At 67.4% G+C, this 23,620-nt stretch carries 19 protein-coding genes and 1 riboswitch; of the genes, 4 read left to right on the top strand and 15 right to left on the bottom strand.

The window, feature by feature from the left end:
• Genes IFR23_RS07900 through IFR23_RS07905 form a run of 3 tightly spaced genes read right to left on the bottom strand, consistent with a single transcriptional unit; the run spans position 1 to position 2,674 of the window.
• Positions 1-1,716, bottom strand: coding sequence for a PAS domain-containing sensor histidine kinase (locus tag IFR23_RS07900; protein WP_244655526.1), 1,716 nt, complete (start codon positions 1,714-1,716; stop codon positions 1-3).
• Between the two features lies 1 nt (position 1,717).
• On the bottom strand, positions 1,718-1,852 hold the full coding sequence (locus IFR23_RS20425) for a hypothetical protein (protein WP_258191315.1): 135 nt from the start codon (positions 1,850-1,852) through the stop codon (positions 1,718-1,720).
• Between the two features lie 3 nt (positions 1,853-1,855).
• A complete protein-coding gene (locus IFR23_RS07905) occupies positions 1,856-2,674 on the bottom strand; it encodes a universal stress protein (protein WP_192975414.1) in 819 nt (272 codons plus the stop codon).
• Positions 2,675-2,898: 224 nt separating this feature from the next.
• On the opposite strand from IFR23_RS07905, the gene IFR23_RS07910 reads away from it, so the two are divergent.
• From IFR23_RS07910 to IFR23_RS07925, 4 genes are all read left to right on the top strand, one after another.
• Positions 2,899-3,549: a BON domain-containing protein gene (locus IFR23_RS07910; RefSeq protein WP_192975415.1), complete on the top strand. Its 651-nt coding sequence runs from the start codon at positions 2,899-2,901 to the stop codon at positions 3,547-3,549.
• Positions 3,550-3,551: 2 nt separating this feature from the next.
• A complete protein-coding gene (locus tag IFR23_RS07915; protein ID WP_342344896.1) occupies positions 3,552-4,253 on the top strand; it encodes a VIT1/CCC1 transporter family protein in 702 nt (233 codons plus the stop codon).
• A gap of 164 nt (positions 4,254-4,417) precedes the next feature.
• Positions 4,418-5,398, top strand: a complete 981-nt coding sequence (locus IFR23_RS07920; RefSeq protein WP_244655527.1) for a L,D-transpeptidase — start codon at positions 4,418-4,420, stop codon at positions 5,396-5,398.
• Positions 5,395-8,019 (top strand): cation-translocating P-type ATPase, encoded by a 2,625-nt coding sequence (locus IFR23_RS07925; RefSeq protein WP_192975416.1) that lies wholly within the window; start codon positions 5,395-5,397, stop codon positions 8,017-8,019. Before IFR23_RS07920 ends, IFR23_RS07925 begins: the two co-directional genes overlap by 4 nt.
• On the opposite strand, the gene lysA is transcribed toward IFR23_RS07925, so the two are convergent.
• The 12 genes from lysA to IFR23_RS07985 all read right to left on the bottom strand — a co-directional run bounded on the left by lysA (position 8,007) and on the right by IFR23_RS07985 (position 23,502).
• Positions 8,007-9,296 (bottom strand): diaminopimelate decarboxylase, encoded by a 1,290-nt coding sequence (lysA, locus tag IFR23_RS07930; RefSeq protein WP_192975417.1) that lies wholly within the window; start codon positions 9,294-9,296, stop codon positions 8,007-8,009. The genes IFR23_RS07925 and lysA overlap by 13 nt on opposite strands.
• Positions 9,297-9,390: 94 nt before the next feature.
• A complete protein-coding gene (locus IFR23_RS07935; protein WP_192975418.1) occupies positions 9,391-9,672 on the bottom strand; it encodes a hypothetical protein in 282 nt (93 codons plus the stop codon).
• Positions 9,669-10,151, bottom strand: a complete 483-nt coding sequence (locus tag IFR23_RS07940) for an SAM-dependent methyltransferase (RefSeq protein ID WP_192975419.1) — start codon at positions 10,149-10,151, stop codon at positions 9,669-9,671. The genes IFR23_RS07935 and IFR23_RS07940 overlap by 4 nt, the downstream gene beginning before the upstream one ends.
• A 33-nt stretch (positions 10,152-10,184) precedes the next feature.
• Positions 10,185-10,451, bottom strand: a complete 267-nt coding sequence (locus IFR23_RS07945) for a hypothetical protein (protein ID WP_192975420.1) — start codon at positions 10,449-10,451, stop codon at positions 10,185-10,187.
• Positions 10,452-10,549: 98 nt separating this feature from the next.
• A complete protein-coding gene (locus IFR23_RS07950) occupies positions 10,550-11,956 on the bottom strand; it encodes a PepSY-associated TM helix domain-containing protein (RefSeq protein ID WP_192975421.1) in 1,407 nt (468 codons plus the stop codon).
• Positions 11,957-11,970: 14 nt separating this feature from the next.
• Complete coding sequence (locus IFR23_RS07955) at positions 11,971-14,187, bottom strand: TonB-dependent receptor (protein WP_192975422.1); 2,217 nt, start codon at positions 14,185-14,187, stop codon at positions 11,971-11,973.
• Between the two features lie 143 nt (positions 14,188-14,330).
• Complete coding sequence (locus IFR23_RS07960; protein WP_192975423.1) at positions 14,331-14,762, bottom strand: DUF2946 family protein; 432 nt, start codon at positions 14,760-14,762, stop codon at positions 14,331-14,333.
• 70 nt (positions 14,763-14,832) lie between these two features.
• A complete protein-coding gene (locus IFR23_RS07965; protein ID WP_342344897.1) occupies positions 14,833-16,341 on the bottom strand; it encodes a PepSY domain-containing protein in 1,509 nt (502 codons plus the stop codon).
• Complete coding sequence (locus IFR23_RS07970) at positions 16,277-18,457, bottom strand: TonB-dependent receptor (RefSeq protein ID WP_192975425.1); 2,181 nt, start codon at positions 18,455-18,457, stop codon at positions 16,277-16,279. The genes IFR23_RS07965 and IFR23_RS07970 overlap by 65 nt, the downstream gene beginning before the upstream one ends.
• A gap of 232 nt (positions 18,458-18,689) precedes the next feature.
• Positions 18,690-18,921: riboswitch (cobalamin riboswitch) on the bottom strand.
• Between the two features lie 80 nt (positions 18,922-19,001).
• On the bottom strand, positions 19,002-20,513 hold the full coding sequence (locus IFR23_RS07975) for a tryptophan halogenase family protein (protein WP_192975426.1): 1,512 nt from the start codon (positions 20,511-20,513) through the stop codon (positions 19,002-19,004).
• Positions 20,510-21,982 (bottom strand): tryptophan 7-halogenase, encoded by a 1,473-nt coding sequence (locus tag IFR23_RS07980; RefSeq protein WP_192975427.1) that lies wholly within the window; start codon positions 21,980-21,982, stop codon positions 20,510-20,512. The genes IFR23_RS07975 and IFR23_RS07980 overlap by 4 nt, the downstream gene beginning before the upstream one ends.
• Positions 21,979-23,502 carry a tryptophan halogenase family protein gene (locus IFR23_RS07985; protein ID WP_446740900.1) on the bottom strand — a complete coding sequence of 508 codons (1,524 nt, stop codon included), beginning with the start codon at positions 23,500-23,502 and terminating at the stop codon, positions 21,979-21,981. Before IFR23_RS07985 ends, IFR23_RS07980 begins: the two co-directional genes overlap by 4 nt.
• Positions 23,503-23,620: the final 118 nt, after the last annotated feature.

Below are 23,620 nucleotides of genomic sequence, written 5' to 3' on the forward strand. Positions count from 1 at the left end.
TCAGTCATCGGTTTCGCTTTCCTGGGGCGCGGCGAGCGGCACGGTGAAATGGAAGGCGGTGCCGCCCGTCGCGATGCCGCCCGCCGCGATGCCGTCCGCCCAGATCCGGCCGCCATGCGCCTCGACGATCGTCCGGCAGATCGACAGGCCGAGGCCCATGCCGTCTTCCTTGGTGGTCGCGAACGCCTCGAATAGGCGGGCGCGGACCGTCGCGTCGATCCCCGTGCCCGTGTCGGTCACGCTGATCCGCATCCAGCCGTCCCGATCGGGCGCGGTCGCGATCGTGAGTTCCTTGCGCGGCGAGGACGCCATCGACTGGATCGCGTTGCGGATCAGGTTGACGAGCACCTGCTGGATCTGGACGCGATCGACGCGAACCGTGGCGGCGCCGGCGTCTGTCGCGTCGGCGATCGTCTTGGTGACGGTGATGCCCGCTTCATGCGCGCCGAGCAGGCCGAGACTGGTCGCCTCCTCGACCAGCACGTCGAGCCGCTCGTCGCGAAACCCGGTGTCGCCGCCATCGACGAACGCCCGCAGCCGTCGGACGATCGTTCCCGCACGCAGCGATTGCGCGGCCGCCAGATCCAGTGCCTCGGCGATATCGACGAGCAACGGCGAGTCGTCATCGCCGATCATCGCGCGTGTCGCCTCCAGGTAATTGGCGATCGCTGTCAGCGGCTGGTTGATCTCGTGCGCAAGCGTGGAGGCCATCGTCCCCATCGCACTGACCCGCGACACATGGACGAGTTCGGACTGAAGCTCCTGCAGGCGCCGTTCGGTCGCGTGGCGGTTGGTGAGGTCGCGGATGAAGCCGGTGAAGATCCGTTCGCCCGCGATCGACGCCTCGCCGACCGCGAGTTCGATCGGAAACGTCTCGCCCCCCTTGCGCATGGCCCGTTCGAGACGAACGGCGCCGATGACGTGGCGCTCCCCGGTGTGCCGATACGTCCTCAGATGCGCATCGTGATCGCGCGCCTCGGCCTGCGGCATCAGCATCGCGACGTTCTGGCCGATCACCTCGCGGGCCGCATAGCCGAAGACAAGCTCGGCGGCGGCGCTGAACGAGGCGACGATGCCGTTCTCGTTCATCACGATCATCGCATCGGGGACGGTATTGAGGATCGAGCGAAGGTGATGCTCGCGCCGCACGATCGCCGCCTCGGCAGCCTTTTCGCGCGTGATGTCGCGGATGACCTTGCCGAATCCGCGCAACGCGCCCGCATCGTCGTGCAGCGCCGTTATGGTCACGGCGGCGAGAAATTCGGAGCCGTCCTTGCGGACGCGCCAGCTCTCTTCCTCGATCCGTCCGCAGGCATGCGCCTGGGCGAGATCGGCCTCGGGCTTGCCCGTCGCGATATCGTCGGCCGGATAGAAGATCGCGAAGTCCCGGCCGATGATCTCCGCTTCGGCCCAGCCCTTGATGCGTTCGGCACCGCGGTTCCAGATCGTCACCCGGCCTTTCGGATCGAGCATGTAGATCGCGTAGTTGGTCGCGCCGTCGATCAGGAGCCCCAGCTCTTCGGCGAGCGCGGCATCGCCGCGTGCCACCGCGTCGCCGGTCAGGCCGCCGTCGGGAGACTGCGCAGCGATCATGCGCGCGGCACGGACTGTCTTGGCAATGATCTGCAAGTCATTGAGACGAGGGCCTTGTTCGACGAACGGTTCCGCTCCGTCATTCGCCGAGAGTTCGACGTGCAACGTTGGAACATGACCCATGTTAAGCTAGATATCCGCTATGTGCTAATAGTCCTTCGACGAGGATGATCACCGCCAGAATCGTCCCGCCGATGAATGGTCTTGGATTCATCGCGATCGACGCGGCCAGATACTTGCGGAGCGCCATCGCGATCATGCACTAATGCGATAGTAGCGTGCAGCGTCGGTCGCGTAGCAACAGGTCTCGCGTGACCCCGCCGAACGCCCATTCGCGAATTCTGCTATGGCCGTAAGCGCCGGCCACGACGAGATCCGCGTCGACGTCGTTGGCGATCGAGGCGAGCGTGTCGATACTGGTGCCCTTCATCCGGACCACGATCTTGTCCACGTCGACGCCCTGCCGTGTGAGCCACGCAGCGACATCCTCGAGCGGTGCGCGAGCGTCGAGCGCGTCGATCGCGACCGCGACGATGATTACGCGATCTGCGGCGTGTAATATCGGCAGCGCATCGCTCACCGCGCGGCGACATTCGCGGGTATCGGTCCAGGCGACCATGACCGTCTTGAAGCTTGTCGTGGCGGCACCGTCGGGGACCACCAGCACCGGACGGCCTGCGCGCAGGATAAGCTCGCCGGTATCGGCATGCGTCGACAGGTCGGCGTATCCCGGCCCGGCGCTGGTGATGACGAGATCGGCCGAGCGCGCATTCTCCGCGACGACATGGGCGATGTTGATGAGCGTCGGGATCGAGCGCCATTCGAGGACGTGGCCAGCGAGCCGCTCATGCGCGTGGAACTCGGTCTCGGCGCGGGCGAGTTCGTCGGCGACGATATCGCGTTCGATCACGGCATATTCACCGCCGAGATAGCCGTCGCACGCGCCGATCTGGACCGGCTGGCAGGCGGCGATGCCGATCACCGACGCGCCGTGGCGATCGGCGAGCGTCGCCGCGACGTCGAGCAACGCGGCGTTCGGCCGTCCGCCGTCGAGATGCACCAACAGGGTGGAATAGGTCATTGTCGCGTTCCCCGATCCGGCTTCGATCCGGGCGCATATCCGGCGCCCCGATCCGATCAGCGGTTTCGTCGATGACGTGGGGTCGCGAAAGGATCGGGAACTACGCAGGTCCACCGCCTCGACGGTGTGCGTAGTTCCCGACGCTGTCGGCGCCGTGGCCCCTCGATAGGGTGACGCTGGCCGGTTCGGGGCTCCCGTGCCGCGCCATCCTTCAGGAGAGTGTCATGACAGCCGACGCCAGATTGCAGAAAGCCGTGCTCGCCGAACTGAACTGGGATCCGAGCGTACCCGCGGGGCATATCGGCGTCACCGCGAACGGCGGCGTCGTCACGCTCAGCGGCCATGCCGGCAGCTATGCCGCGAAATACGCCGCCGAGCGTGCCGCCGGGCGCGTCGAAGGCGTGAAGGCGGTTGCCGAAGAGATCGAAGTGCGGCTCGAGGAACGCTTCAAGCGCGGCGACGAGGCGATCGCCAGCGCCATCGTCGAGCGGCTGTCCTGGGATACCACCGTGCCGCACGACACGGTCCGGGCGCAGGTCGAGGATGGTTGGGTCAGCCTGCGCGGCGAAGTGCGCTGGCATTTCCAGAAGGACGCCGCAGAGGCGGCGGTACGGCCGCTTGCGGGGGTCATCGGCGTGATGAACCACATCACGCTCACGCCGCGTGTCGACGTCACCGACGTCAGCAACGATATCCGGACGGCGCTGCACCGTTCCTGGTTCTTCGATGGCGACACGATCAAGGTCACGGTCGATGGCGGCACCGTCAGGCTGACCGGCTCGGTCGACTCGCCGCACGATCGCAAGGTCGCAGAGCGGACGGCCTGGGCAGCACCCGGCGCGGTCATGGTCGAGAACCTGCTCCAGGTCGTGTGATCGTGCGCCGCGGCGTCGTGCACCGCGAACATCATGTCGCGGACCGGATCGGCTGGCTGCGCGCGGCGGTGCTCGGCGCGAACGACGGGATCGTGTCGACCGCGAGCCTGATCATCGGCGTCGCCGCCGCCGGCGCGCAATCCAGTGCGATCGTCGTCGCGGGTATTGCGGGGCTGGTTGCAGGCGCGATGTCGATGGCGGCGGGCGAGTATGTCTCGGTCAGCGCCCAGGCCGATACCGAGACCGCCGAACTCGACCGCGAGCGCCACGAACTGGTCGAGGACCCGGTTGGCGAGCTCGCTGAGCTGGCGGGGATCTACGTCGAACGCGGCGTGGACCCCGATACCGCAGCGACGGTTGCAGCCCAGTTGACGGCGAAGGACGCACTTCGCGCGCACGCTCGCGATGAACTTGCCATCACGGTCGGTGCAGGGGCGAGGCCGGTGCAGGCGGCGCTCGCGTCGGCGGCGAGCTTCATCGTCGGCGCGGCGATGCCGGTGCTGATCGTGTTCGTCGCGTCGCGTTCGTCTCTCATCGTGGCGGTCGCCGGCGGGTCGCTGGTCGTCCTCGCACTGCTGGGCGGGATCGGGGCGAAGACAGGCGGCGCGAACATCTGGCGCGGGGTCGTCCGGGTCACGTTCTGGGGCGCGTTCGCCATGGCCGCGACCGCAGCGATCGGCCGGCTGGTCGGCACGGCCGTATGATCTTCGCCGACGTTTTGGCGGTGTAGCGTCGATCGACCTTCATCCCGGCGCGAGGGGACCTCGAAAGCGAACCGTGATCCGTCCTGCTGCGTAGTTTCCGACGGTAATGCGCACGCCGATCGCCCGATAGCGACGGTTGGGTAAAATTTTCCCGATCGGACCCCATGATGACGATCCGCCGCATGACGTGCAGCCTCGCGCTCGCCTTGAACGTCGCGACGATTTCCGCGGCGCAATTACCGGCCCCAATGCCTACCAGCATCGATGGCCGGATCGATCAGCTCAAGCCGGGCGAGTTCCTCTGGGCGCCGGCGATCGCGCCGGCCGGGCCCGTTACCATCATCGTGAGTCTCGCCACGCAAAAGGCCTATGCCTACCGGAACGGCGTGCCGATCGGAGTCTCGACCGTGTCCACCGGCAGTGACGGCCATGCGACCCCGACAGGGGTGTTCACCGTGTTGCAGAAGGATGCGGATCACGTCTCCAACCTCTACAAGGACGCAGCGATGCCGTTCATGCAGCGGCTGACCTGGGGCGGGATCGCGATGCATGCGGGCAACCTGCCGGGCTATCCCGCGTCGCACGGCTGCATCCGACTGCCCCCCGCGTTCGCCAAGCTGCTGTTCGGGATCACGCGTCTGGGGATCACCGTCGTCATCACGCAGGACGCGCGCGTTCCGGTGGTGGCGGCGACGCCGGGCATTCTGGGTGCAGGACGGTCGGGTCGCGAAGACTTCGCATGGAATCCCGCACTGTCGCCGACGGGCCCGGTGTCGATCGTCGTCAGCGGCCGCGACAGGCGCGTCGTCGTGCTGCGCAACGGGATCGAGATCGGCTCCAGTGCGATAACCGTCGATGCTCCGATCGAACGGACATCGGCCTTCACGCTGCAATCGGTCGACGCGGCGGGTGAACACTGGCTGCGGTTGCCGCTGCCGGGCGATCCGCGAACCGGGGAGCTGACCGCGGAGGATCGCGCCAAGGGGCAGTTGCCGGACAAGTTCCGCGCTGCGCTGGCGACGGTGCTGACGCCGGGCACCACCCTGTTGGTGACGCGCGAGACGCTGGCGAATGCCGGAACGGGAACGCCGGTGACGATTATCGAAACGGGTGCCCCGGCCGGTGCCGAAGCGGGCGGCCGATGATCGTCGATCGACCGATCGACGCGCCGGTACCCTCGGCAACGATCTGGCATGCGACGTCGACCGATCACGTCATGGCGGTGCTGGGGACGCGTGACGCCGGCCTGACCGCGGCAGAAGCCGCCGGGCGGCTGATCCGCGACGGTGTCAACGAGCTCCCGCCGCCGCCGGTGCCGTCGACGCTGCTGCTGTTCCTGCGGCAGTTCAACAGTCCGCTGATCTATCTGCTGGTCGCGGCGGCGGCGATCTCGCTCTCGCTTGGCCATCGGACCGATGCGGGGTTCATCGGCGTCGTCCTGCTCGTCAACGCGGCGATCGGCACGTTTCAGGAGAGCAAGGCGGCGGACAGTCTGGCGGCGCTCGGGCGGATGATCGGCCAGACCGCGATGGTGCGGCGTGGCGGGATGGTATCGGTGATCGATGCCCGCGCGCTGGTCGTCGGGGACGTGGTCGAGCTGGAGAGCGGCATGGCGGTGCCTGCCGACATCCGCCTGTCCTCGAGCAGCGCGCTGCGCGTCGACCAGTCGACGTTCAGCGGGGAATCGGTCGCGGTCGCGAAGGATCAGGCGGTCGTCCTGCCCATCCGGACGGCACCTGGCGAACGCGCGACGATGGTCCTGGCGGGAACGATGATCGAGCAGGGCCGCGGCGTCGGGATCGTCGTCGCGACCGGGGCGAACACTGCGCTCGGCGCGATCGACGAATCGTTGCGCGCGACGAAGCCGACTCCGCCGCCGCTCGTGATCCGGCTCGACCGACTGGCGCGCCAGATCAGCATCGCGACGATCGCCCTGATCGTCCCGTTCGCGCTGGTGCTGTGGGTGCAGGGCCGGCCGGGCGATCAGATACTGTTGCTCGCGGTCGCGCTCGCGGTGTCGGCGATCCCGGAGGGGTTGTCGATCGCGGTGACGGTCGCGCTGGCGGCAGGCACGAGGCGGATGGCCGCGCGTAACGTGATCGTTCGCTCGCTGCCCGCGGTCGAGGGGCTCGGTGCCTGCACGATCATCGCCAGCGACAAGACGGGGACGCTGACGCGAAACATCCTGTCGGTCGAGCGCATCCTGCTAGCCGACGGGCGGACGTTCGTGCGGGCCGATTGGGCGGATGATGGCCTGGCGGCGATGCGGCGGGCGGCGGCGCTCTGCAACGAGGCTTCGGTCGGTCCTGACGGCATGCCGGTCGGGGATTCGGTCGACGTGGCGCTGTTGGGCTTCGCGCGCGACGGGGGCGAGGATCTGACGGTGCTGCACGCGGTACCCCGGATCGCGGCGCTGCCGTACGAACCGGAGCGCAAGTTTTCGACGGTCGCCGTCGCAGAAGGTAGCGGCGCACGGGTGTTCGCCAAGGGGGCGCCCGAAGTGGTCCGGCGGATGTGTCATGCGATCGACCCCGTCGCGCTGGAAGCGGCGACGGCTATGGCGGAAGACGGCTACCGGGTGATCGCGGTCGCTGCTTCGGGCGGCGTTACGACGACAGATCCAGACGCGCCGACCGGGCTGGTGCTGCTTGGCTGGATCGGGCTGATCGATCCGGTCCGCCCGGAGGTGCCGGCAGCGATCGCGCGCTGTGCCGAGGCCGGGATCGGCGTGCGAATGGTGACCGGCGATCATCCCGGTACCGCGCTGACGATCGCGCGCGGGCTCGGGCTCGAGGTGGCTACCGATCAAGTGGTCACCGGCACGGAGATGGCCAACCTGGCCGACCAGCCGGGGCGGCTGGCCGGGCTCGTCCTCGGCGGACGCGTATTCGCGCGGATCGAGCCGGTTCAGAAGCTGGAGATCGTCCGCATCCTTGCCGCCAGCGGTGAACTGGTCGCGGTGACCGGCGACGGCGTCAACGATGCGCCCGCGCTCCAGGCCGCTCATATCGGCGTGGCGATGGGTATCGCGGGCACCGACGTCGCTCGCGGCGCCGCCGATCTGGTGCTCGCCGACGACAATTTCGCCTCGATCGTCGCCGGCGTCGAGGAGGGCCGCGTGACCTACGCCAACGTGCGGCGGATCGTCATCATCCTGCTCGCGACCGGGATCGCGGAGATCGGCATGTTCATCGGTGCGGTGATGCTGGGCCTGCCGATGCCGCTGACCGCGGTGCAGCTGCTGTGGCTCAACCTCGTCACGAACGGCGCGCAGGACGTGATGCTCGGGTTCGGGCGCGGCGAGGGCGACGAACTGCGCCAGCCGCCCCGCCCGCCGAGCGCGCCGATCCTCGACCGCAGTGCGATCGCGCTGATGATCCCGCCCGCGCTGTTGATGACCGGGCTGGCGTTGTACCTGGTATCGGGGATGCACCGCGACGGGCGGCCGCTCGCCGAAATCCAGAACGCGGTGCTGTTGATGACGGTGCTGTTCCAGAACGCCTATGTGCTGTGCATGCGCAGCGAGCGACGCTCGATCCTCCGCGAGCCGTTGCTGTCGAACGCATGGCTGCTGGTCGGCGTCGGCATCGCGATCGCGTTGCAAGTGACCGCGATGCTGTGGCCGCCGCTGGGCCGGGTTCTGGGTACCGCGCCGGTGTCTGCGGCCATCCTGTGGTTCTGCGCGGCGGCAGTCGTCGCGACGATCGTCGTGACCGAGGTGACCAAGCACGGCGTGGCGGTCTGGCAGCGGCGTTACCGGCGCTGACGGGCGAGCGAAAGCATCGGCCGGCGCCAGCTCGGGACGGGCTGCACGTCCAGCCTCGCTTGCGGCGAAATGCGGTCCGCCACCACCGCGAACCGATCGTCGTCGACCAGCACTTCGGGGATCAGCGGGCGGCAATTATAGGTCGAGGCCATCGTCGCGCCGTATGCGCCGACGGTGCGGAACACCGCGAGATCGCCGCGACGAACTTCGTCGACCTCGCGGCCCATCGCGAAGGTGTCGCTGCTTTCGCAGACGGGACCGGCGATGTTGGCGACCATCCGGCGACCGTTCGGTTCGACCGCGACGAAATCATGGAACGCGTCGTACAGCGCGGGGCGCGCGAGATCGTTCATGGCCGCGTCGACGATGACATAGGGATGCGTCGCGCCGGGCTTTACCCAGAGTATCTCGGTCAGGAGCACGCCGGCATCGCCCGCCACGAACCGGCCCGGCTCGAACATCAGCGTCGCGTCCCAGTCGCGCGTGACGCGCGCGACCATCGCGCCGTACGCCGCGGCGGTCGGGTAGGTCTCGTCGGGGCGATACGGGATGCCGAGCCCACCGCCGAGGTCGACATGCGTGATCCGATGCCCTGCCGCACGCAGGTCCGCGATCAGCGTGCCGACGCGGGAGATGGCGGCCTCCAGCGGTGCGAGATCGGCGATCTGGCTGCCGATATGGATCGCGACGCCGCGCAGATCGAGGCCGTCGAGCCGTGCCAGTCGTGCATAGATGCCCGGCGCATCGTCCAGGCCGACGCCGAACTTGTTGTCGCGCCGGCCGGTCGAGATTTTCGCGTGCGTGCCCGCATCGATGTCGGGATTGACGCGCAACACCACCACCGCGCGCAGCCCGCGCGCCGCCGCCAGCCGCGCCAGCACGACGCCTTCCTCCTCGAACTCCACGTTGAACTGGCCAACCCCCGCATCAAGAGCAGCGATCATCTCGGCATCGGTCTTGCCGACGCCCGAAAAGACGATTGCCCGCGGGGGAATGCCCGCGGCGAGCGCGCGCAGCATCTCGCCGTGCGATACGATGTCGGCGCCATATCCCTCGGCCGCGAGCAATCGGAGTATGGCGAGATTGGGATTGGCCTTCACCGCGAAGGCGACGTGCTGGCGTGCGATCGGCGCGAGTCCGGCCCTGAAGGCGCGAGCGGAGGCGCGAAACGCGGCGGTCGAATAGACATAGGCAGGCGTGCCGATGCTCGCGGCGATCGCGGGCAGGGGCACGCGTTCGGCGTGGAGGACGCCGTCGCGGTAGTGGAAAGGGGACATGATGGTTCCTGGGAAAAGCCCATGTCGCGCGATCCCGCAGCGAGCGGGACCGCGCGTTACGATAAGGACGGGTTGCTGGTCGAAGCGCGCGCGTTCAGCGGGTGGGGTGGGTCTTCACGCCCGGGCGCTGCCGTCGCTGGCTTCGGATCGCGGCGACGAGGTTGCGGTGGCCGCTGCGTTCGACGCGGAAGGCCATCGGCACGCGCTTGCCCTGCACGATCAGCACGACTCCCGCGACGGCGAGCACGAACGCCACCAGCCCGAGCAGCGTGTCGATTCCGTGCATCGATGGCAGGTCTCGGCGGCTGCCGATCGTGCAGGCAAGGCCGAAGACCGCGACCCCGGCGATACGCCAGGCGAGATCGCGCGTGGTCATGCCGCCACCGCGCGCGCGATCGTCGCGGGATGATCGATCACGACGCGTCCGGCGGCTGCGATCGCGGCAGACAGACCGGCGCGGCCTGCACTGTTGTCGCACAGCAGGATATCGGCGGGAAACTCGGCCTCCTCGGTGAGCGCCGCGCGCAGGTCCGCCATTTCGAACGTCATACCGATGGCGGGATCGTCGAGCCTGGCGGCGGCGGCGCGTGCCCGGCCAATTAGCGCGGGCGCGCCGTCGATGCCGCGCCCCTCGATCGCGGTGAACCCGAGCGAGCGCGCATGGCGTACCGCTCGCAAGAGTAGCGTGCCGGCGCCGCAATCGGCATCGACGATGCGAACGCTGCGCCGTTTGGCGAGTCGTAGTTCGCTGAGGGCAGCGGCGACGGCGGGCCAGCGATCATCGTGCTCGGGACGCGTCGCGGTCGCAGGGGCGTTCGGACGTCTGCGGGACTGAAGGCTATGCGAGACGGACATGTCTGGCGCTCCGGAAAACGAGGGACGGTACGGTCACGCGGCACGCGGCAGCGCGGTTTCCCAAGGGGCGACCGGCTCGAACGAGACCTGCGGCACCAGCGGCGTCGTCACGACCACCACCCTTGCGCCGGGAAAGCCGTGGCGCTCGGCACGCGCGAACGCCATCGCCGCGGGGAACGAGACGAACCGCCCTTCGAGCCGCCCGCCGCTTTGCTGGACCAGCCAATGGCCGGCGGCGTCCTGTCCTACGGTCAGGGTCGAGATGCCTTGGTCGGGCTCCGGATCGGTAACCAGCAACACTGTCGGGCTCCTTCATGCTGTGAGGAGCCGGTAATTATGCGCGCCGACATAGCATCACGAGCCCGATTTCGGCCTGCGCGCATAGGGTTTGCATAGCGTCAGGTCGGTATCGACGACCTGCGCCCGAACCGGTCGCGGGCGAAGAGGATCGATCGGTCGAGCAGGAAGATCGCGAGTGCCGACACCCCGAGCATCGGGAAGGCGAGGCCGGCTGCGATCAGGATCGCGATGGCGCCCTTGATCCGGGCGGAGGGGACGCGGGCCGGGGCGGCGAGGCGGCCTGCCGGGCGGCGTTTCCACCACATGACGATGCCGCTGACGACGAGCACGACGATCGCGATGCAGATCGACAGCATCACGAGCTGGTTCGCGAGCCCGAAATAATTGCCCATGTGAAGCTGGACGCCAAGCTCGATCGCCTTTGCCGCCCAGCCGTAATCGGGATAGCCGACCTCGCGGATCAGGCCGCCGGTCCAGCGATCGAAATAGAGCGTGCGCTGGCCCTGCGGCCGGTCGGGGTAGGTGTAGGCGGTGTAGACGCCGGTCGGGCCACTCGGCAGGAACAGGCGGTAGGCGCCGGTCACACCGTGGTCGCGAGCGACCGAGTTGGCGATCCGGTCTATGCCGGACACGGCCGCGTCGTCGCGGACGGCCATCGCCATCTCGTGTCCGGCATGGCCCGCGTGTTCGGACGAAGATGCCGAGCTTGGCATCGGGGCGAGTTCCATCGTCCAGGGAGCCTCGCCCAGTGCCGTCTTCATCGGCACGCTCGTCGGCGCGTTGTGCGTGCGGTTCGAGGCGGGGTAGCCGATACCGATCGCCGCGGTGCCTCGGTTCAGCAGATCGCCCTCGACGCCGGCCCAGGGGAGGCCGGTTAGCAGCAGGAATGCGATGAACGCGACCGACCAGACCCCGATCACCGCGTGCAGGTCTCGCCAGAACAGGCGTCCGCCGGCGCGCAAGCGGGGATAGAGGATGCCGGCAAACCCGCGGCGGTTTCGCGGCCACCAGAGGTAGAGGCCAGTAAAGATCAGGACCAGCGCCCAGCACGCGGCCAGCTCGACGATGCGGTCTCCGATCGTGCCGAGCGTCAGCGACCCGTGCATCGCGTCGGCGAACCCGACGAGCGTGCGAGCGTAGATCGTCGATCCCAGAACTCGACCGGTGCCGGGGTCCACCGCCACGCGCAGCGGTTCGCCTTGGTCCGGCGTCACGTACACGACGGCAGACCGGTCGGCCGCACCAGGTAGGTCGATCCGGGTCGCGGCGCCTGGATACGCAGTCAACGCGGCGCGGATCATGCGGGACGGCGGCACGGTCGTCGTATGCAGCGCGACGAAGCGTTGCGAAGGATAGAGCGCGTCGTCGATCTCGTCGTTGAAGAGGTAGATCGCACCGGTGATGCTGAGGATCAGCAGGAACGGCGCGACGATGAGGCCGGCGTAGAAATGCCACCGCCAGATCGCGCGGTAGGCCTTCGGATCGATCGAACTGGCGGAAGCCATTGGGAAACCCCTGCTCAGAAATGCGTGGAAAGGGCGATTTCGACGCTGCGAGGCGCGCCGATATAGACGTTGGTCGTCGGGTAGCCCGAATATTCGCCGTAGAATGCGTTGGTCAGGTTGCGACCGCGGACCGAAACGGAGGCTTGCGGCGCGACCTGGTAGCTGACCGACGCCTCGACGACGGTATGGCCGCGGACGAAATAGGTGTTCGCGGTGTCGGTGTAGAAACCCGAGACGTGGCGGACGAAGCCGCCGAGCGTCACCGGGAGCGCCTTGATCGTGTAGAGTGCGGACCCGCTAACGGTGGTCGAAGGCGTGTTGATCGGGCGATTGCCGGCGCGATCGATGCGGGCGCCTGCGACGAGTTCGCTGAGTTGATCGTAGTTGGCGTCGGTATAGGCGGCGCCCGCCGACAGCGAGAGCGCGTCGGTGACGGCCGCACCGATGCTGAGTTCGACGCCCTGCGACGACTGCTCGCCGCCCTGCACTGCCTGTTGCGGATTGGTCGGATCGCGGGTGAGGATGTTGCTCTGCTCGATGCGGTAGGCGGCACCGGTCATCGTGAGCCGCTTGGCGAAGGCGGAGGCCTTGAAGCCGACTTCGTAGGCGCGGCCCTTGGTGAGCTTGTAGCCGGTGTTGACGATCGACTGGAGCAGGATCGAGGACACGGGCGTGACCGCGGTCGTGTATTGGCCATAGACGGTGAGGTCGGGCGTGAGATCGTAGGTGGTGCCGATCCGCCACGAGAACGGGTCGTAGGTTGGCGTACCGCGTGTGACGGCGCCGTTCGCGTTCAGGTTGACGATGACGCGGTTGAGATCGATGTGGTCGTAGCGCGCGCCGCCGACCAGCAGCCATCCGGGAGTGAGATTTAGCGCATCCTCGGCGAAGACGGAGGCGGTCTTCAGCTTCGACTCGTAGATGACGTTGGTGGTGGAATAGGCAGCGGCGTCGGTCGGGAAGATGCCCACGACAGGCGCGTACGGATCGACGTTGGTGATCCGTGCGGCCGTGTTGCCGCCGATCGGGCCTTGCTGGCGCGGATTGGTGAAATTGGTGTCGTTATATTCGCCGCCGAGGCTGAAGCGGTTGCGAAGGCCAGCGATCTTGCCGTCGTTGGCGATCACGAGGCGCTCGTTCCAGAAACGGTGATCATGGTAGATCCGCTGGACCGATCGCGCGAAGCTGCCGTTCGGGAACGCGGGCGTCGGCGCGGTGAAGACCTGATCGCCGCTGAGCACGAAATCGCGTTTGGCATGATACCAGGTGAAGTCGTTGGCGACCGACCAGCCGCTGCCGATCGCATAGTCGATCCGCGAGCGCAGCGTCGTGTCGCGCGCGCCGGAATAGGCGCCGGCAGGGTTGTAGTTGCGGCGGCGTAGCGCCTTGTCGAGAACCATGCCGTTGGGGCTGCGAAGCGCGTCGCTTGGGTCGCGCGCGACCGCGGCGGAGACGAACGGGAGGCCCTGATAGCTGCTGTCGTAGCGGTCCTCGTAGTGATCGACCGCGAGCATGACGGAAAGGTCGGGCGCGGGCTTGAGGAGGATGCTGGCGGTGAGACCGGTGGAACGCGTCGCGTTGTCGTCGACGTCGTAGAGGCTGTCGGAATGCAGATAGCTGGCGTCGGCGCGGATCGCGACGGTGTCGGACAGCTTGAGGTTGACGCCGCTCGCCGCGGTCACGGTGGCGAAGCTGCCGATGCTGAGCAGTCCGTCGAGATGATCGCCGTCGAGGGTGGGCTTGCGCGTGACCTTGTTGATGACGCCGGCCAGCGCGCCTTCGCCGTAGAGGACCGAGGCGGGGCCCTTGACGACGTCGATCCGGTCGTAATGCCAGACGTTGGTGTCGCGCTGGACGACGGTCGAGGTGGAGACGCGGACGCCGTCCTGGAGGATCGATACGGCGCCGCCCGAAAAGCCGCGCAACGTCACGACCGCGGGGTTGCCGGGGACGTTGCCGGCGATCGCGCCGACCACCGAATTGAACGCCTCGCGCGCGGTCCGCAGGCCCTGGACCTGCATGTCGGCCTGAGTCAGCGTCTCGACCGTGGCGGGAGTCTCGCGCACCGACAGGCCGAGGCGGCTGCCGGTGTCGGACTTGCGATCGAGCTTCAGCTTATCGCGCTGGCCGTTGACGACGATTTCGGTCTGCGGATCATCCGTATCGGTTGCGTGGGCCGGGGAGGAGAGTGCGACGATGGACGCCGAGGCGGCCAGGAATGTTCTGAACATGCGAGTCCCTGTTCGTCATGGCGACGCACGAAGGCGCCGGCATGGATGCCGTGGTCCGCGCGGCGACATCGCGCGCGGAGGCTGTTCCGTCCGGTGTGCGGACGGTCGAAGCGGTGTGATCGGCGAGTTTTAAGGTCGTCCGATCACGCGGAGATGCGTGGGGGACCTCGCAAGGGTGGCCTGAGATAGGCGCGCGCGGCGACAGGGGTGGTCGATGTCCGGCGAAACCCAATGGCGACGATGAACGCGATCGCGATCGCAAGCAGCAGCGGATCGACCGCGGCGAGCGAAGGTGCGGACAGCCCGGAGAACGCGCAAGGCATCTCGCGGTTCTGGTGATCGCCCTTGTCCTGATGATGCGTCATGCCGGGCATCGCCTCGGCCATCACCGTGGCCTTGGCCATCATCGTTGCCATCGAGGGCGCGGTGCCGCCGCAGATCTGGATCGTCACCGTGCCCCCGGAGACGACCGGCATGAAGCCTGCGGGGACGAGGATCTTCATCGCCAGCGCGCAGACGATCAGCCACGCCGACAGCGTGCGGTGATCGAGGAAAAGGCGACGGAACCCGGCCATGCCTACCGACTACGCGGAGTGCGCGGCGGTGTCACTTGGGCAAACGGTCCGGTTCGGCGCGATATCGGGATCAGCCGCGCCTGAGCCGTTTCCAGCCGAGCCAGATGCCGCTGACCGACGTGACGAGACCGACGATCGAGAACAGCCAGAGCAGCAGATCCCAGAGCGGGCGATGCAGCGTCAGCACGTTCAGATCCCATTTGTGGAGCAGATCGAACGCCCAGCGATAGGCCCGGCGGCGACGGTCGATGGTCACAAGTACCTCGCCGGTCTGGGGGTCGATGTAGAGCCAGGTCGCTGGCGGGTCGTCGAACCGTAGCCGGAGGATTGGCAGGCGCGGCTTGCCACCCGGCTCGTACCAATAGGCGTCTGGTGCGGTCAGCCGGTCGAGCGCGATCAGCGCGCCATGCTGGAGTCGCCGTGCTGCGGCGACGATTGCCGGCGTGCTGGGGCGGGCTGGTGCGAAGGTCGCTGCACCGAGGCTCGTTCGTTTTCCATCGGCGTATTCGAGCAGGACGAGGGGCGTATGCGCGTTGTCGATCAGCCGGGCGCGGACGGCGCCAGATCCGGGGGCGCGCAGTCGATCGAGATCGACGAGAGGCATCGCGTCGGACGCGGCATAGGCGCGAACGGCCGCGGCGTCGGGCTCGACACCCCGGAACAGGTGCCAGGGATCGACCGACAGCCAGCCGCTGAAGATCCATGCGATCAGGAAGCCTCCGCCGACCAGACCGGCGACGTGATGCCACAGCATCCAACCGCGATAGGGCGTCATCCGGCCGCCCTTGAACCGGCGCGATCCCGTCCGCGTGCGCAGGATGCCGATCCACATTCCTGTCACCGCTGCGGCGATGCAGGGGCCGGAAACCCACATCACGACCTGACGCCAGGCGGAATTGTCCTGCCGCAATATCGTCGGATACAGCCAGTGCGGCACCGAGCCGAGCCAGTTCCAGACGCGCTCGCTGCGGGTCGTCGACTGGACGATGCCGCCTGTCAAAGAGGACACGTACAACTCGGTGCCCGGCGGATCTGCGAGCGTCACTTTCCAGAGCGGACGATGTCGATCGAACCCGCCAGACACAGTCCATTGATCGCGAACGATGCGTTCGACCTGCGCTGCAGGTTCCCGGCCGAAGCGGCTCGCCACGCGCGTGGCGTAGGCGGCGTCGACTGGCGCAAGCAGGGCGCCAGCGTCAGCGGAAACGGTTCGCCGGTCGCCTTCCCAGCGTTCGATCCGCCAGACTGGGACGCCGTCGCGCATCTCGAGCAACAGCTCCTGCGGCAGGTGTCCGCCGTCGATTGGCGGCGGCACGTTCACCGCGCGCCAGTCGATCGGCTCCGCGCGTGCCAAAGTCTCGGCCGGTGTGAGCGACGGATAGGGGACGTACAGCATCACCAGCCCCGACACGAACCACATCGCGAAGAACAGGCAGCTGGCGATGCCGACCCACCGATGGACGAGATACAACCAGCGCCGGCCGACCCTGCCGAACGACGCGGGGCGGCGGAGGCTAGAACCCGGCACGAAGCGAAACGTCCACTGCGCGAGGCCGTCCGAGGATCCACTGCTGCGCACCGTAGCTGTTGATCGCATAATCCTTGTCGAGCAGATTATAGACGTGGAGATCGACCGCGACCCGCGGCGTCATTGCGTAGGACAGCGTGGCGTCGACGGTCACGTAACCGGGTATGCGGAAGTCGTTCGCGTTATCCGAATAGCGGCGTCCGACATAGCGGAGCCCGGCGTGCGCCTGGAATGCGCGCGTCGCGGTCCAGCGCAGCCACAGGTTCGCCACCGTCTCCGGTACGTCGGGCGGCGTGTTGCCGGCGTAACTCCTGCCGCCCGAGACGAAATCGTCGAACCTCGCGTTCAATACGCTGCCGTTCGCGTCGATCCCGAACCCCTTGGGCAAGTCCAGCGAGACGGCAGCCTCGATACCCTTGGCGGATCGCTGGCCGACCTGCTCGATCGGACTGGTCGGCGTCAGCTGCGACAGCAGGCCTTTCTTGACGATGCGATACGCCGCGATCGTCGCGGTGCCGCGTCCGCCCAGGAACGCCGCCTTGGCGCCGATCTCGACCTGATCGCCCTTTGCGTTGCTGAACTGCACCTGCCCGGTCGAATAGGTCGTCAGCGTGCCGAGCGGATCGACCCCGGTCGCGTATTGCGCATAGAGCGAGACGGTCGGGATCGGTTGATAGACACTGCCGACGCGCCACGTCGTGTTGTGGAGCCGCTTGTCGAGCGCCAAGGTCTCCGTGGGGACGGCGACCGTGGAGTCGATCGTCCAGCGCTGGATCCGGTCGCGTTCGTACCGGATGCCGCCGACGATCGAGACGTGATCGCCGAGCTTCAGCCGGTCCTCCGCGAAGACCGCATATTCGTTGGTCCGCGTACGATAGCGCGGTGCGATCCCCTGCGTGTCGACGATCAGGCCGGGGTCGAAGTCATACGGGTCGACTGGGGAAATCTGCGGGTCGGCGCCGAAATTATGCGAGTATGTGAGCTTGATCAGGTTCACGTCGAAACCCAGCACGACATCGTTCGAAATGCCGTCGGCGATGGGCGTCTTCAGAGTCATGCTGGCCTGATCGCCCCATTGCGTCTGGTCGTGGACGATCCCGGTCATGTCGGTGCGATAGATCCGGCCGGGCGTAGCAGGATCGCCATTGGCACCGTTCGGGCAGAAACCGTCCGCCGCGATCCAGCAATAGCTTTCGAGATTGAGCCACGATCGCTTCGAGGTCAGGCGGTACGCCTGGTTGCTGACGGTGAGCGCGTCGGTCGGCGTCCAATCGATCTGCAGGCTGGTGCGGTTGTCGCGGTACCGGACATGCCCGTCGCGCGTGTTGTAGTTGCGATCGCGGTTGTTGTCGTCGAGACGCCCGTCGATCAGCGGCGTGCCGAAATAGCGCATCGGGTTCTGGTTGCCGTAATCGTCGCGCGCGGTGACGACGAGCGTGTCGGTCGGTGCCCAGCGCAGCGTGGCGGACAGCGCGTAGCTGCGTGACTGCCCGCGATCGACATAGCCTTCGGACCGCCGATAGCTGCCGTCGACGCGGTACGACAGGTCATTGCCGATCGGTCCGCCTGCGCCGGCTGCGACATGGAAACTGTCCTGCGATCCATAGCCGATCTCGCCGTCGACCTGCGTCCGTACGGTATTCGGCTGGCGCATCAGCACGTTGACCGCGCCGCCTAGCGCACCTTGGCCGTAGAGTACGGAGGCGGGGCCGCTGAGGATGTCGATGCGGTCGACCATCCACGGGTCGGTCGGGAAGGTGATCGTGCCGGCCGCCGGAAACAGCCGGGCGCCGTCGATCAGCTGGAGCACCGAACCCTGGCCGCTGAACCCGCGGGCGGCGAGCGCGGTGCCGCCATTGCCGAGATTGCCGACGCTGGTGATGCCGGGCGCGCGGCTGGTCGCGTCGATCACCGTCATGTCGCCGCGTGCCCGGATCGTATCCCCGTCTATGACGGACAGCGTCGCGGGTGTTTCGAGCGGCGTCAGTTTGAGCCGGCTGCCGGTCGCGTTCGGGACGGTGAGGTCCGCTTGATGACGACCGGTGACGAGGATGTCGTCGGTCGTATCGCCGGATCGGTCCTCCGCGATCTGAGCGTATGCCGTGGGCGGCAGTATCGAAACGAGAAAGGACGCGGCGATCGTGGCGCGCGAAATCGAAAAGACCATTGGTAACCCCCGGGGCGTCGGACGAACCGGCAGGGGACGCTCTCGAGCATGGCGCGCGAGCCCACGCCTCGGCCCGCGTCACGAGCGATCGGCCCGAGCACGCGCCTAAGCGAACGGGAGCAGTCGTGCCCGCCGGACGCCGTCGCGGCCGGCACGTCTGCCCATGCGGTCCCCACCGCACACATCGTCGCTCAGACGGAGTACCGTGCCTCGGCCATCCCCTGGACCAGGCAAGAGCGACCACACGCCGGCAGGTCTCCTGGCTCACGGGTCACCGCTTGGTGCACAACCTTCCCAGACCGATCGGTCCAGTGGCTGGTGGCTCGGGGCATTCGCCCGGCCACGCACATGCATCACGCTCGCCGCTTACAGTTGCAGGGACAGCCTCGGCATCGGATGGCCGAAGCCACCCTCACCGCGTTCCCTTTTAAGCTCCTTGCGGAGCACCGGTGCGATCATGCCGACCCGTCCGAAGAACGGGCCGACGGGGAAGGTGTAGCTCGGGCGGGAAGTGCGGGCAATCGACGATCGTGTCGGACCCGTTCTAAACGCCGACGAAGGCTGCGTAGCGGGCGACGAAGTCCGCATGGGATGGCAGGGCTTCGGCGGCGCGCAGGGTGGCCGCCCGCATCTGGCGGAGGGCGTCTGCAACGCGGTCGGCATCGAGCGCATCGACGACCGGGTCGTAACCTACCGGTATGACGTTCTGGCCGAGCAGAACCTGAACCCAGCTCGGGATGCCGAACAGTTCGTCGTCGTAGCGGAAGATGCGCCCCTTCTCGCGGAACAGTGCGACCTTGCGAGTCAGGCTGTCGGGCACCGGCATGGTGCGGACATGGCGCCAGAACACGGAGTCGTCGCGGCGGGTCGCGTGATAGTGCAGGATGATGAAATCGCGGATCGACGTGTAGGCGTCGCCCATCAGCCGGTTGTATTCGTCGCGTTCGACGGCGGAAAAGCCGCGATCGGGGAACAGCGCGAACAGCTTCGAGATGCCGGTCTGGATCAGGTGGATGCTGGTCGATTCGAGCGGTTCGAGGAAGCCGCCGGCAAGGCCGAGCGCAACGACGTTGCCCTCCCACATTTTCGCGCGCCGGCCTGCCTTGAAGCGAAGCTGGCGCGGATCGGCGGTCGAGGCGCTGTCGAGGTTCGCGAGCAGGAGCGCGGTGGCCTCGTCGTCTGACATGTGCGTGCTGGCGTAGACATGGCCGTTGCCGGTGCGGTGCTGGAGCGGGATCCGCCATTGCCAGCCCGCCGGGCGTGCGGTGGCGCGGGTGTAGGGCAGTACAGGCGTGGTCGGTTCGGTCGGAACCGCGATCGCACGGTCGCAGGGAAGCCAGTGCGACCAGTCCTCGAATTCGACCCCCATCGTGTCGCCGAGCAGCAGGCTGCGGAAGCCCGAGCAATCGATGAACAGGTCGCCCTCTACCGCGGTGCCATCCTCGAGCCGAACTGCGCGGACATGGCCGTTCTCCGGATCGCGGTCGGCGCCGATGATGCGGCCTTCGACGCGAGTGACACCACCGGCCTCGGCGTGCCGACGCAGGAAGGCGGCGTAGAGGCTGGCGTCGAAATGATAGGCGTAGGCCATGGGGCTTGCGCCCGACCGGCGCTGCTCGTCGTTCGGTAGCCCGAAACGGCCAACCCTTGAGGCCATGCCACCCGGAGAATAGGCCTCGATTGCGCCGATGCCGGGGTGGTTCTGTAGTTTCAGCCAAAGTTGATGAAACGCCAGGCCCTGGATGTCCCTACCGATCGTCCCGAACGTATGCATGTACCGATCGGCGCCGGTGTCCCAGCCGACGAACTCGATCCCGAGCTTGAAGGTAGCGCCTGTCGCGCGGACGAAGTCACGTTCGTCTATGCCGAGCAGATGATTGAAGCCGAGGATGGGCGGGATCGTCGCCTCGCCGACGCCGACCGTGCCGATCGCATCGGATTCGACGAGGACGATCTGGCGCTGGCCGTCGTCGAGGAAGCGTGCCGCTGCGGCAGCCGCCATCCAGCCGGCGGTGCCGCCGCCGACGATGACGACTTTGCGAATGGGATCGGTCATCGAGTGCGTTCCAAGTGTGCGAGATAGGTAGGGTAGAGCGGAAGCCGTGATGGCAGCGCGCCGTTGTTCTCGGCCATTTGGCTGAGCGCTGCGCGGACGGATGCCAGCGGCGCTGACGCGGCGACCGGATCGGGAACGCGTGGAATAGTGCCAAGGCCTAGAAGCAGGCCACGCCACTCGTCCGGCTCGAAGCTTTCGTCTTCGTAGAACGGCAGGCGACCGCGGTGAGCGAACTGGTCGAGCGTGTGATCGAGGCTGTCCGTGCGAGGCAGTCGGCGGACGTGCTTCCAGAAGTCGCCGCCAGTTCGGGTCGCGGCGTGATAGTGCGCGGCCTGGAAATCGCGCACGCGCGATGCCTGGCGGTAGGTGCGGGCGTTGTACTCGGCGAGTTCGCTGGCGGCGCAGTCACGGCCGGGCAGGAGGTCGATCGCGCGCAGGATCCCTGCTTGCGCGAGGTGGAGATTGGCGTCGGCCAGCGGATCGAGCGTGACAGCGGCGTCACCGAGCGCGAGGACGTTGTGGAGCCAGGGTTCCGGGCGGGCGCCGGGGGCGATGTCCACGACCTCCTCGCCTGCGGGGAGAATGCGACGTGCGCTGGAGTCCGGTGTCTGGGCGGCGGCATAGGCAAGGCCGACCAGCGTGCGATCCCGCAAAGGCTTTTCGAACCGCCACCCCGCTGGAAGTGCGATCAGATCGTCGGTCGGGGAGGGCGCGCGGGCCGGCCCCGTACCCAGGAGCAGGCGGTCGACAGGCAGGTATCTGCCCCAATCTTCCCACCGCGTGTCGATCGCCGAGCGAAGCGGGGCGGCGGGGCCGGCGCAATCGAGATACAGATCCGCCACGATCCGACGACCATCCGCCAACATCAGCGCCTCGACGCCGCCGTCCGCACGGCGTTCGACGCCCGCGAACGCACTTGGAACGGGCGCCAGGCCAAGATGCCGCGCCAACGCGCGAAGCAGATCCCGGTAGCGCGGCGGATCGAGACGAAGCGCATAGGCAATGCCTGAAAGCGGTGAAGCCGGATCGTCCGCTGGGTGCACGAACCGGTCTGCTACCGCGAGAGCAGCGGCTGGCGAGAACGCATCGAACGCAGCGACCTTGCCGGCGCGGCGGGCGTTCAGCCAATGCTGCTGGAACGCCCCTGTGCCGATCGGACCGCCGCGGTCACCTCGTGCCAGGACGACACGTCCGCCGTCGGAGCGCCAGTCGGACAGTCGCGTGCCGATATGATGCAGCGTACCGGCGGCCAGGAGATCGCGTTCGCCAAGGCCTATGCGGTCATGGAACGCGGCGATCGATGGCAACGTGCCGGGCATGCGATCCGCCAGCGCGGCGGGGTCTGCTGGAGTTTCGATCAACGTGATCGCGAGCCCCGGCAGCGCACGGGCGAAGGCAATCGCGGCAGACAGGCCTACGATGCCGGCGCCCAACACCGCAATGCTGCGAACGGGTGTGCGTTCGGTCATGCCGGGATCGTCGCGTTGCGCTGGGCGAGGAACGCGGCGTGGTCCGGCATCGCCCCGGCAGTGGCGGCGACCTGTGCGCGGAGATTGGCGACGGCGCGGTCGAGTCCGTCGAGCGCGGGGCCGTTCGCGCGCTGGTCCCAGCCCTGGGGGACAATGCCTTGGCCCAGATACACGGCCAGCCAGCTCGGCTCGAGGAACAGCCCCTCGCTATACTGCGCGACGCGGCCGGCGCGGCGAAACAAGTCCATCTTCTCCGCGAGCGTGTCCGGCACCTCCATCGTCCGGACGTGGTTCCAGAAGTCGGAATCGTCGCGGGTGGTGGCGTGGTAATGGAGGATCAGGAAATCGCGGATGCGGTCATATTCCATGTCGACCAGGCGATTGAACTCGGTCCGGTCCGTCGGCGAGATACCCTTCGATCCGGCGCGTTGCGGGAACAGTTCGATCAACTGCGTAATCGCCATCTGCGCGAGGTAGATGCTCGTCGATTCGAGCGGTTCGAGGAAGCCGGAGGCGAGCCCGATGCCGACGACGTTGCCGACCCAGCTATTGCGGCGGCGGCCAGCGCGGAACTTGAGGAAGCGCGGGTCGGCGAGAGGCTTGCCCTCGACCGAAGCGACCAGCGAGTCCGCGGCGGCCTGGTCGTCGAGATGTGCGCTGGAATAGACATAGCCGTTGCCGACGCGGTGCTGGAGCGGGATGCGCCATTGCCAGCCGGCCGACTTCGCGGTGGCGCGGGTATAGGGCTCGATCGGCCCCTGGGGTGACGCGCAGGGCATTGCCACCGCGCGGTCGCAAGGTAGCCAATTTGACCAATCCTCCCACGGCTCTGCCATCGTATCGCCGAGCAGCAGGCTGCGGAATCCCGAGCAATCGACGAACAGGTCGCCTTCGATCGTCTCGCCCGAATCGAGACGTACGGCGCGGACGTTGCCGGTCTCCGCGTGCTGGTCGACGGCGACGATCCGGCCTTCGGTGCGGCGTGCGCCCTGTGCCTCGGCGAAGCGGCGCAGATAGGGTCCGAACAGCGTCGCATCGAACTGATAGGCATAGCCGAAGCTCGCCGCGAGATCGTCGGCAGGGCCGTCGGGGATGGCGAAGCGATCCGCGGTGGCGGCGGCGACCGCGACCGAATAGTCGCCGATCGGCCCTGCGCGTCCGGCAGCGTTCAACCGCAGCCAGTAATGATGGAAGCCGACGTCGCCGAGCGGACGCCCGAACGTGCCGAACGGGTGGATATAGCTGTCGCCGATCGCGCCGAAGTCTCGAAAGTCGATGCCGAGCTTGAACGTCGCATGCGTCGCCCGCATGAAATCCGCCTCGTCCAGCCCCAGTCGTTCGACGAACGCGCGGATGTGCGGCAGCGTCGCCTCGCCGACGCCGACGATGCCGATCTCCGCCGACTCGATCAGGTGCACGGTGCACGCGTTCGGCAGCAGCCGGTCGAGCGCCGCGGCCGTCATCCATCCCGCCGTGCCGCCGCCCACGATCACGACTCGCGTTCGCTCGATTTCCGTCATCATCCCCTCGCGTCGATTAGGACCGTTACGAGACTGTTACCCTGGGGCAACACTGGAACGGCATCCTTTCGAATCTGTCTACCAAATTTCATTATTCAACTTGTGACGGAAAACATAG

This window comes from Sphingomonas sp. CFBP 13603, from assembly GCF_014892665.1.
In the GTDB taxonomy this organism is placed as follows: Bacteria; Pseudomonadota; Alphaproteobacteria; order Sphingomonadales; family Sphingomonadaceae; genus Sphingomonas.

Coding starts and splice junctions, on each gene's coding strand:
- IFR23_RS07900 (WP_244655526.1), bottom strand. CDS start 1,716: ATGGGTCATGTTCCAACGTTGCACGTCGAACTCTCGGCGAATGACGGA.
- IFR23_RS20425 (WP_258191315.1), bottom strand. CDS start 1,852: ATGATCGCGATGGCGCTCCGCAAGTATCTGGCCGCGTCGATCGCGATG.
- IFR23_RS07905 (WP_192975414.1), bottom strand. CDS start 2,674: ATGACCTATTCCACCCTGTTGGTGCATCTCGACGGCGGACGGCCGAAC.
- IFR23_RS07910 (WP_192975415.1), top strand. CDS start 2,899: ATGACAGCCGACGCCAGATTGCAGAAAGCCGTGCTCGCCGAACTGAAC.
- IFR23_RS07920 (WP_244655527.1), top strand. CDS start 4,418: ATGATGACGATCCGCCGCATGACGTGCAGCCTCGCGCTCGCCTTGAAC.
- IFR23_RS07925 (WP_192975416.1), top strand. CDS start 5,395: ATGATCGTCGATCGACCGATCGACGCGCCGGTACCCTCGGCAACGATC.
- lysA (WP_192975417.1), bottom strand. CDS start 9,296: ATGTCCCCTTTCCACTACCGCGACGGCGTCCTCCACGCCGAACGCGTG.
- IFR23_RS07935 (WP_192975418.1), bottom strand. CDS start 9,672: ATGACCACGCGCGATCTCGCCTGGCGTATCGCCGGGGTCGCGGTCTTC.
- IFR23_RS07940 (WP_192975419.1), bottom strand. CDS start 10,151: ATGTCCGTCTCGCATAGCCTTCAGTCCCGCAGACGTCCGAACGCCCCT.
- IFR23_RS07950 (WP_192975421.1), bottom strand. CDS start 11,956: ATGGCTTCCGCCAGTTCGATCGATCCGAAGGCCTACCGCGCGATCTGG.
- IFR23_RS07955 (WP_192975422.1), bottom strand. CDS start 14,187: ATGTTCAGAACATTCCTGGCCGCCTCGGCGTCCATCGTCGCACTCTCC.
- IFR23_RS07960 (WP_192975423.1), bottom strand. CDS start 14,762: ATGGCCGGGTTCCGTCGCCTTTTCCTCGATCACCGCACGCTGTCGGCG.
- IFR23_RS07970 (WP_192975425.1), bottom strand. CDS start 18,457: ATGGTCTTTTCGATTTCGCGCGCCACGATCGCCGCGTCCTTTCTCGTT.
- IFR23_RS07975 (WP_192975426.1), bottom strand. CDS start 20,513: ATGACCGATCCCATTCGCAAAGTCGTCATCGTCGGCGGCGGCACCGCC.
- IFR23_RS07980 (WP_192975427.1), bottom strand. CDS start 21,982: ATGACCGAACGCACACCCGTTCGCAGCATTGCGGTGTTGGGCGCCGGC.
- IFR23_RS07985 (WP_446740900.1), bottom strand. CDS start 23,502: ATGACGGAAATCGAGCGAACGCGAGTCGTGATCGTGGGCGGCGGCACG.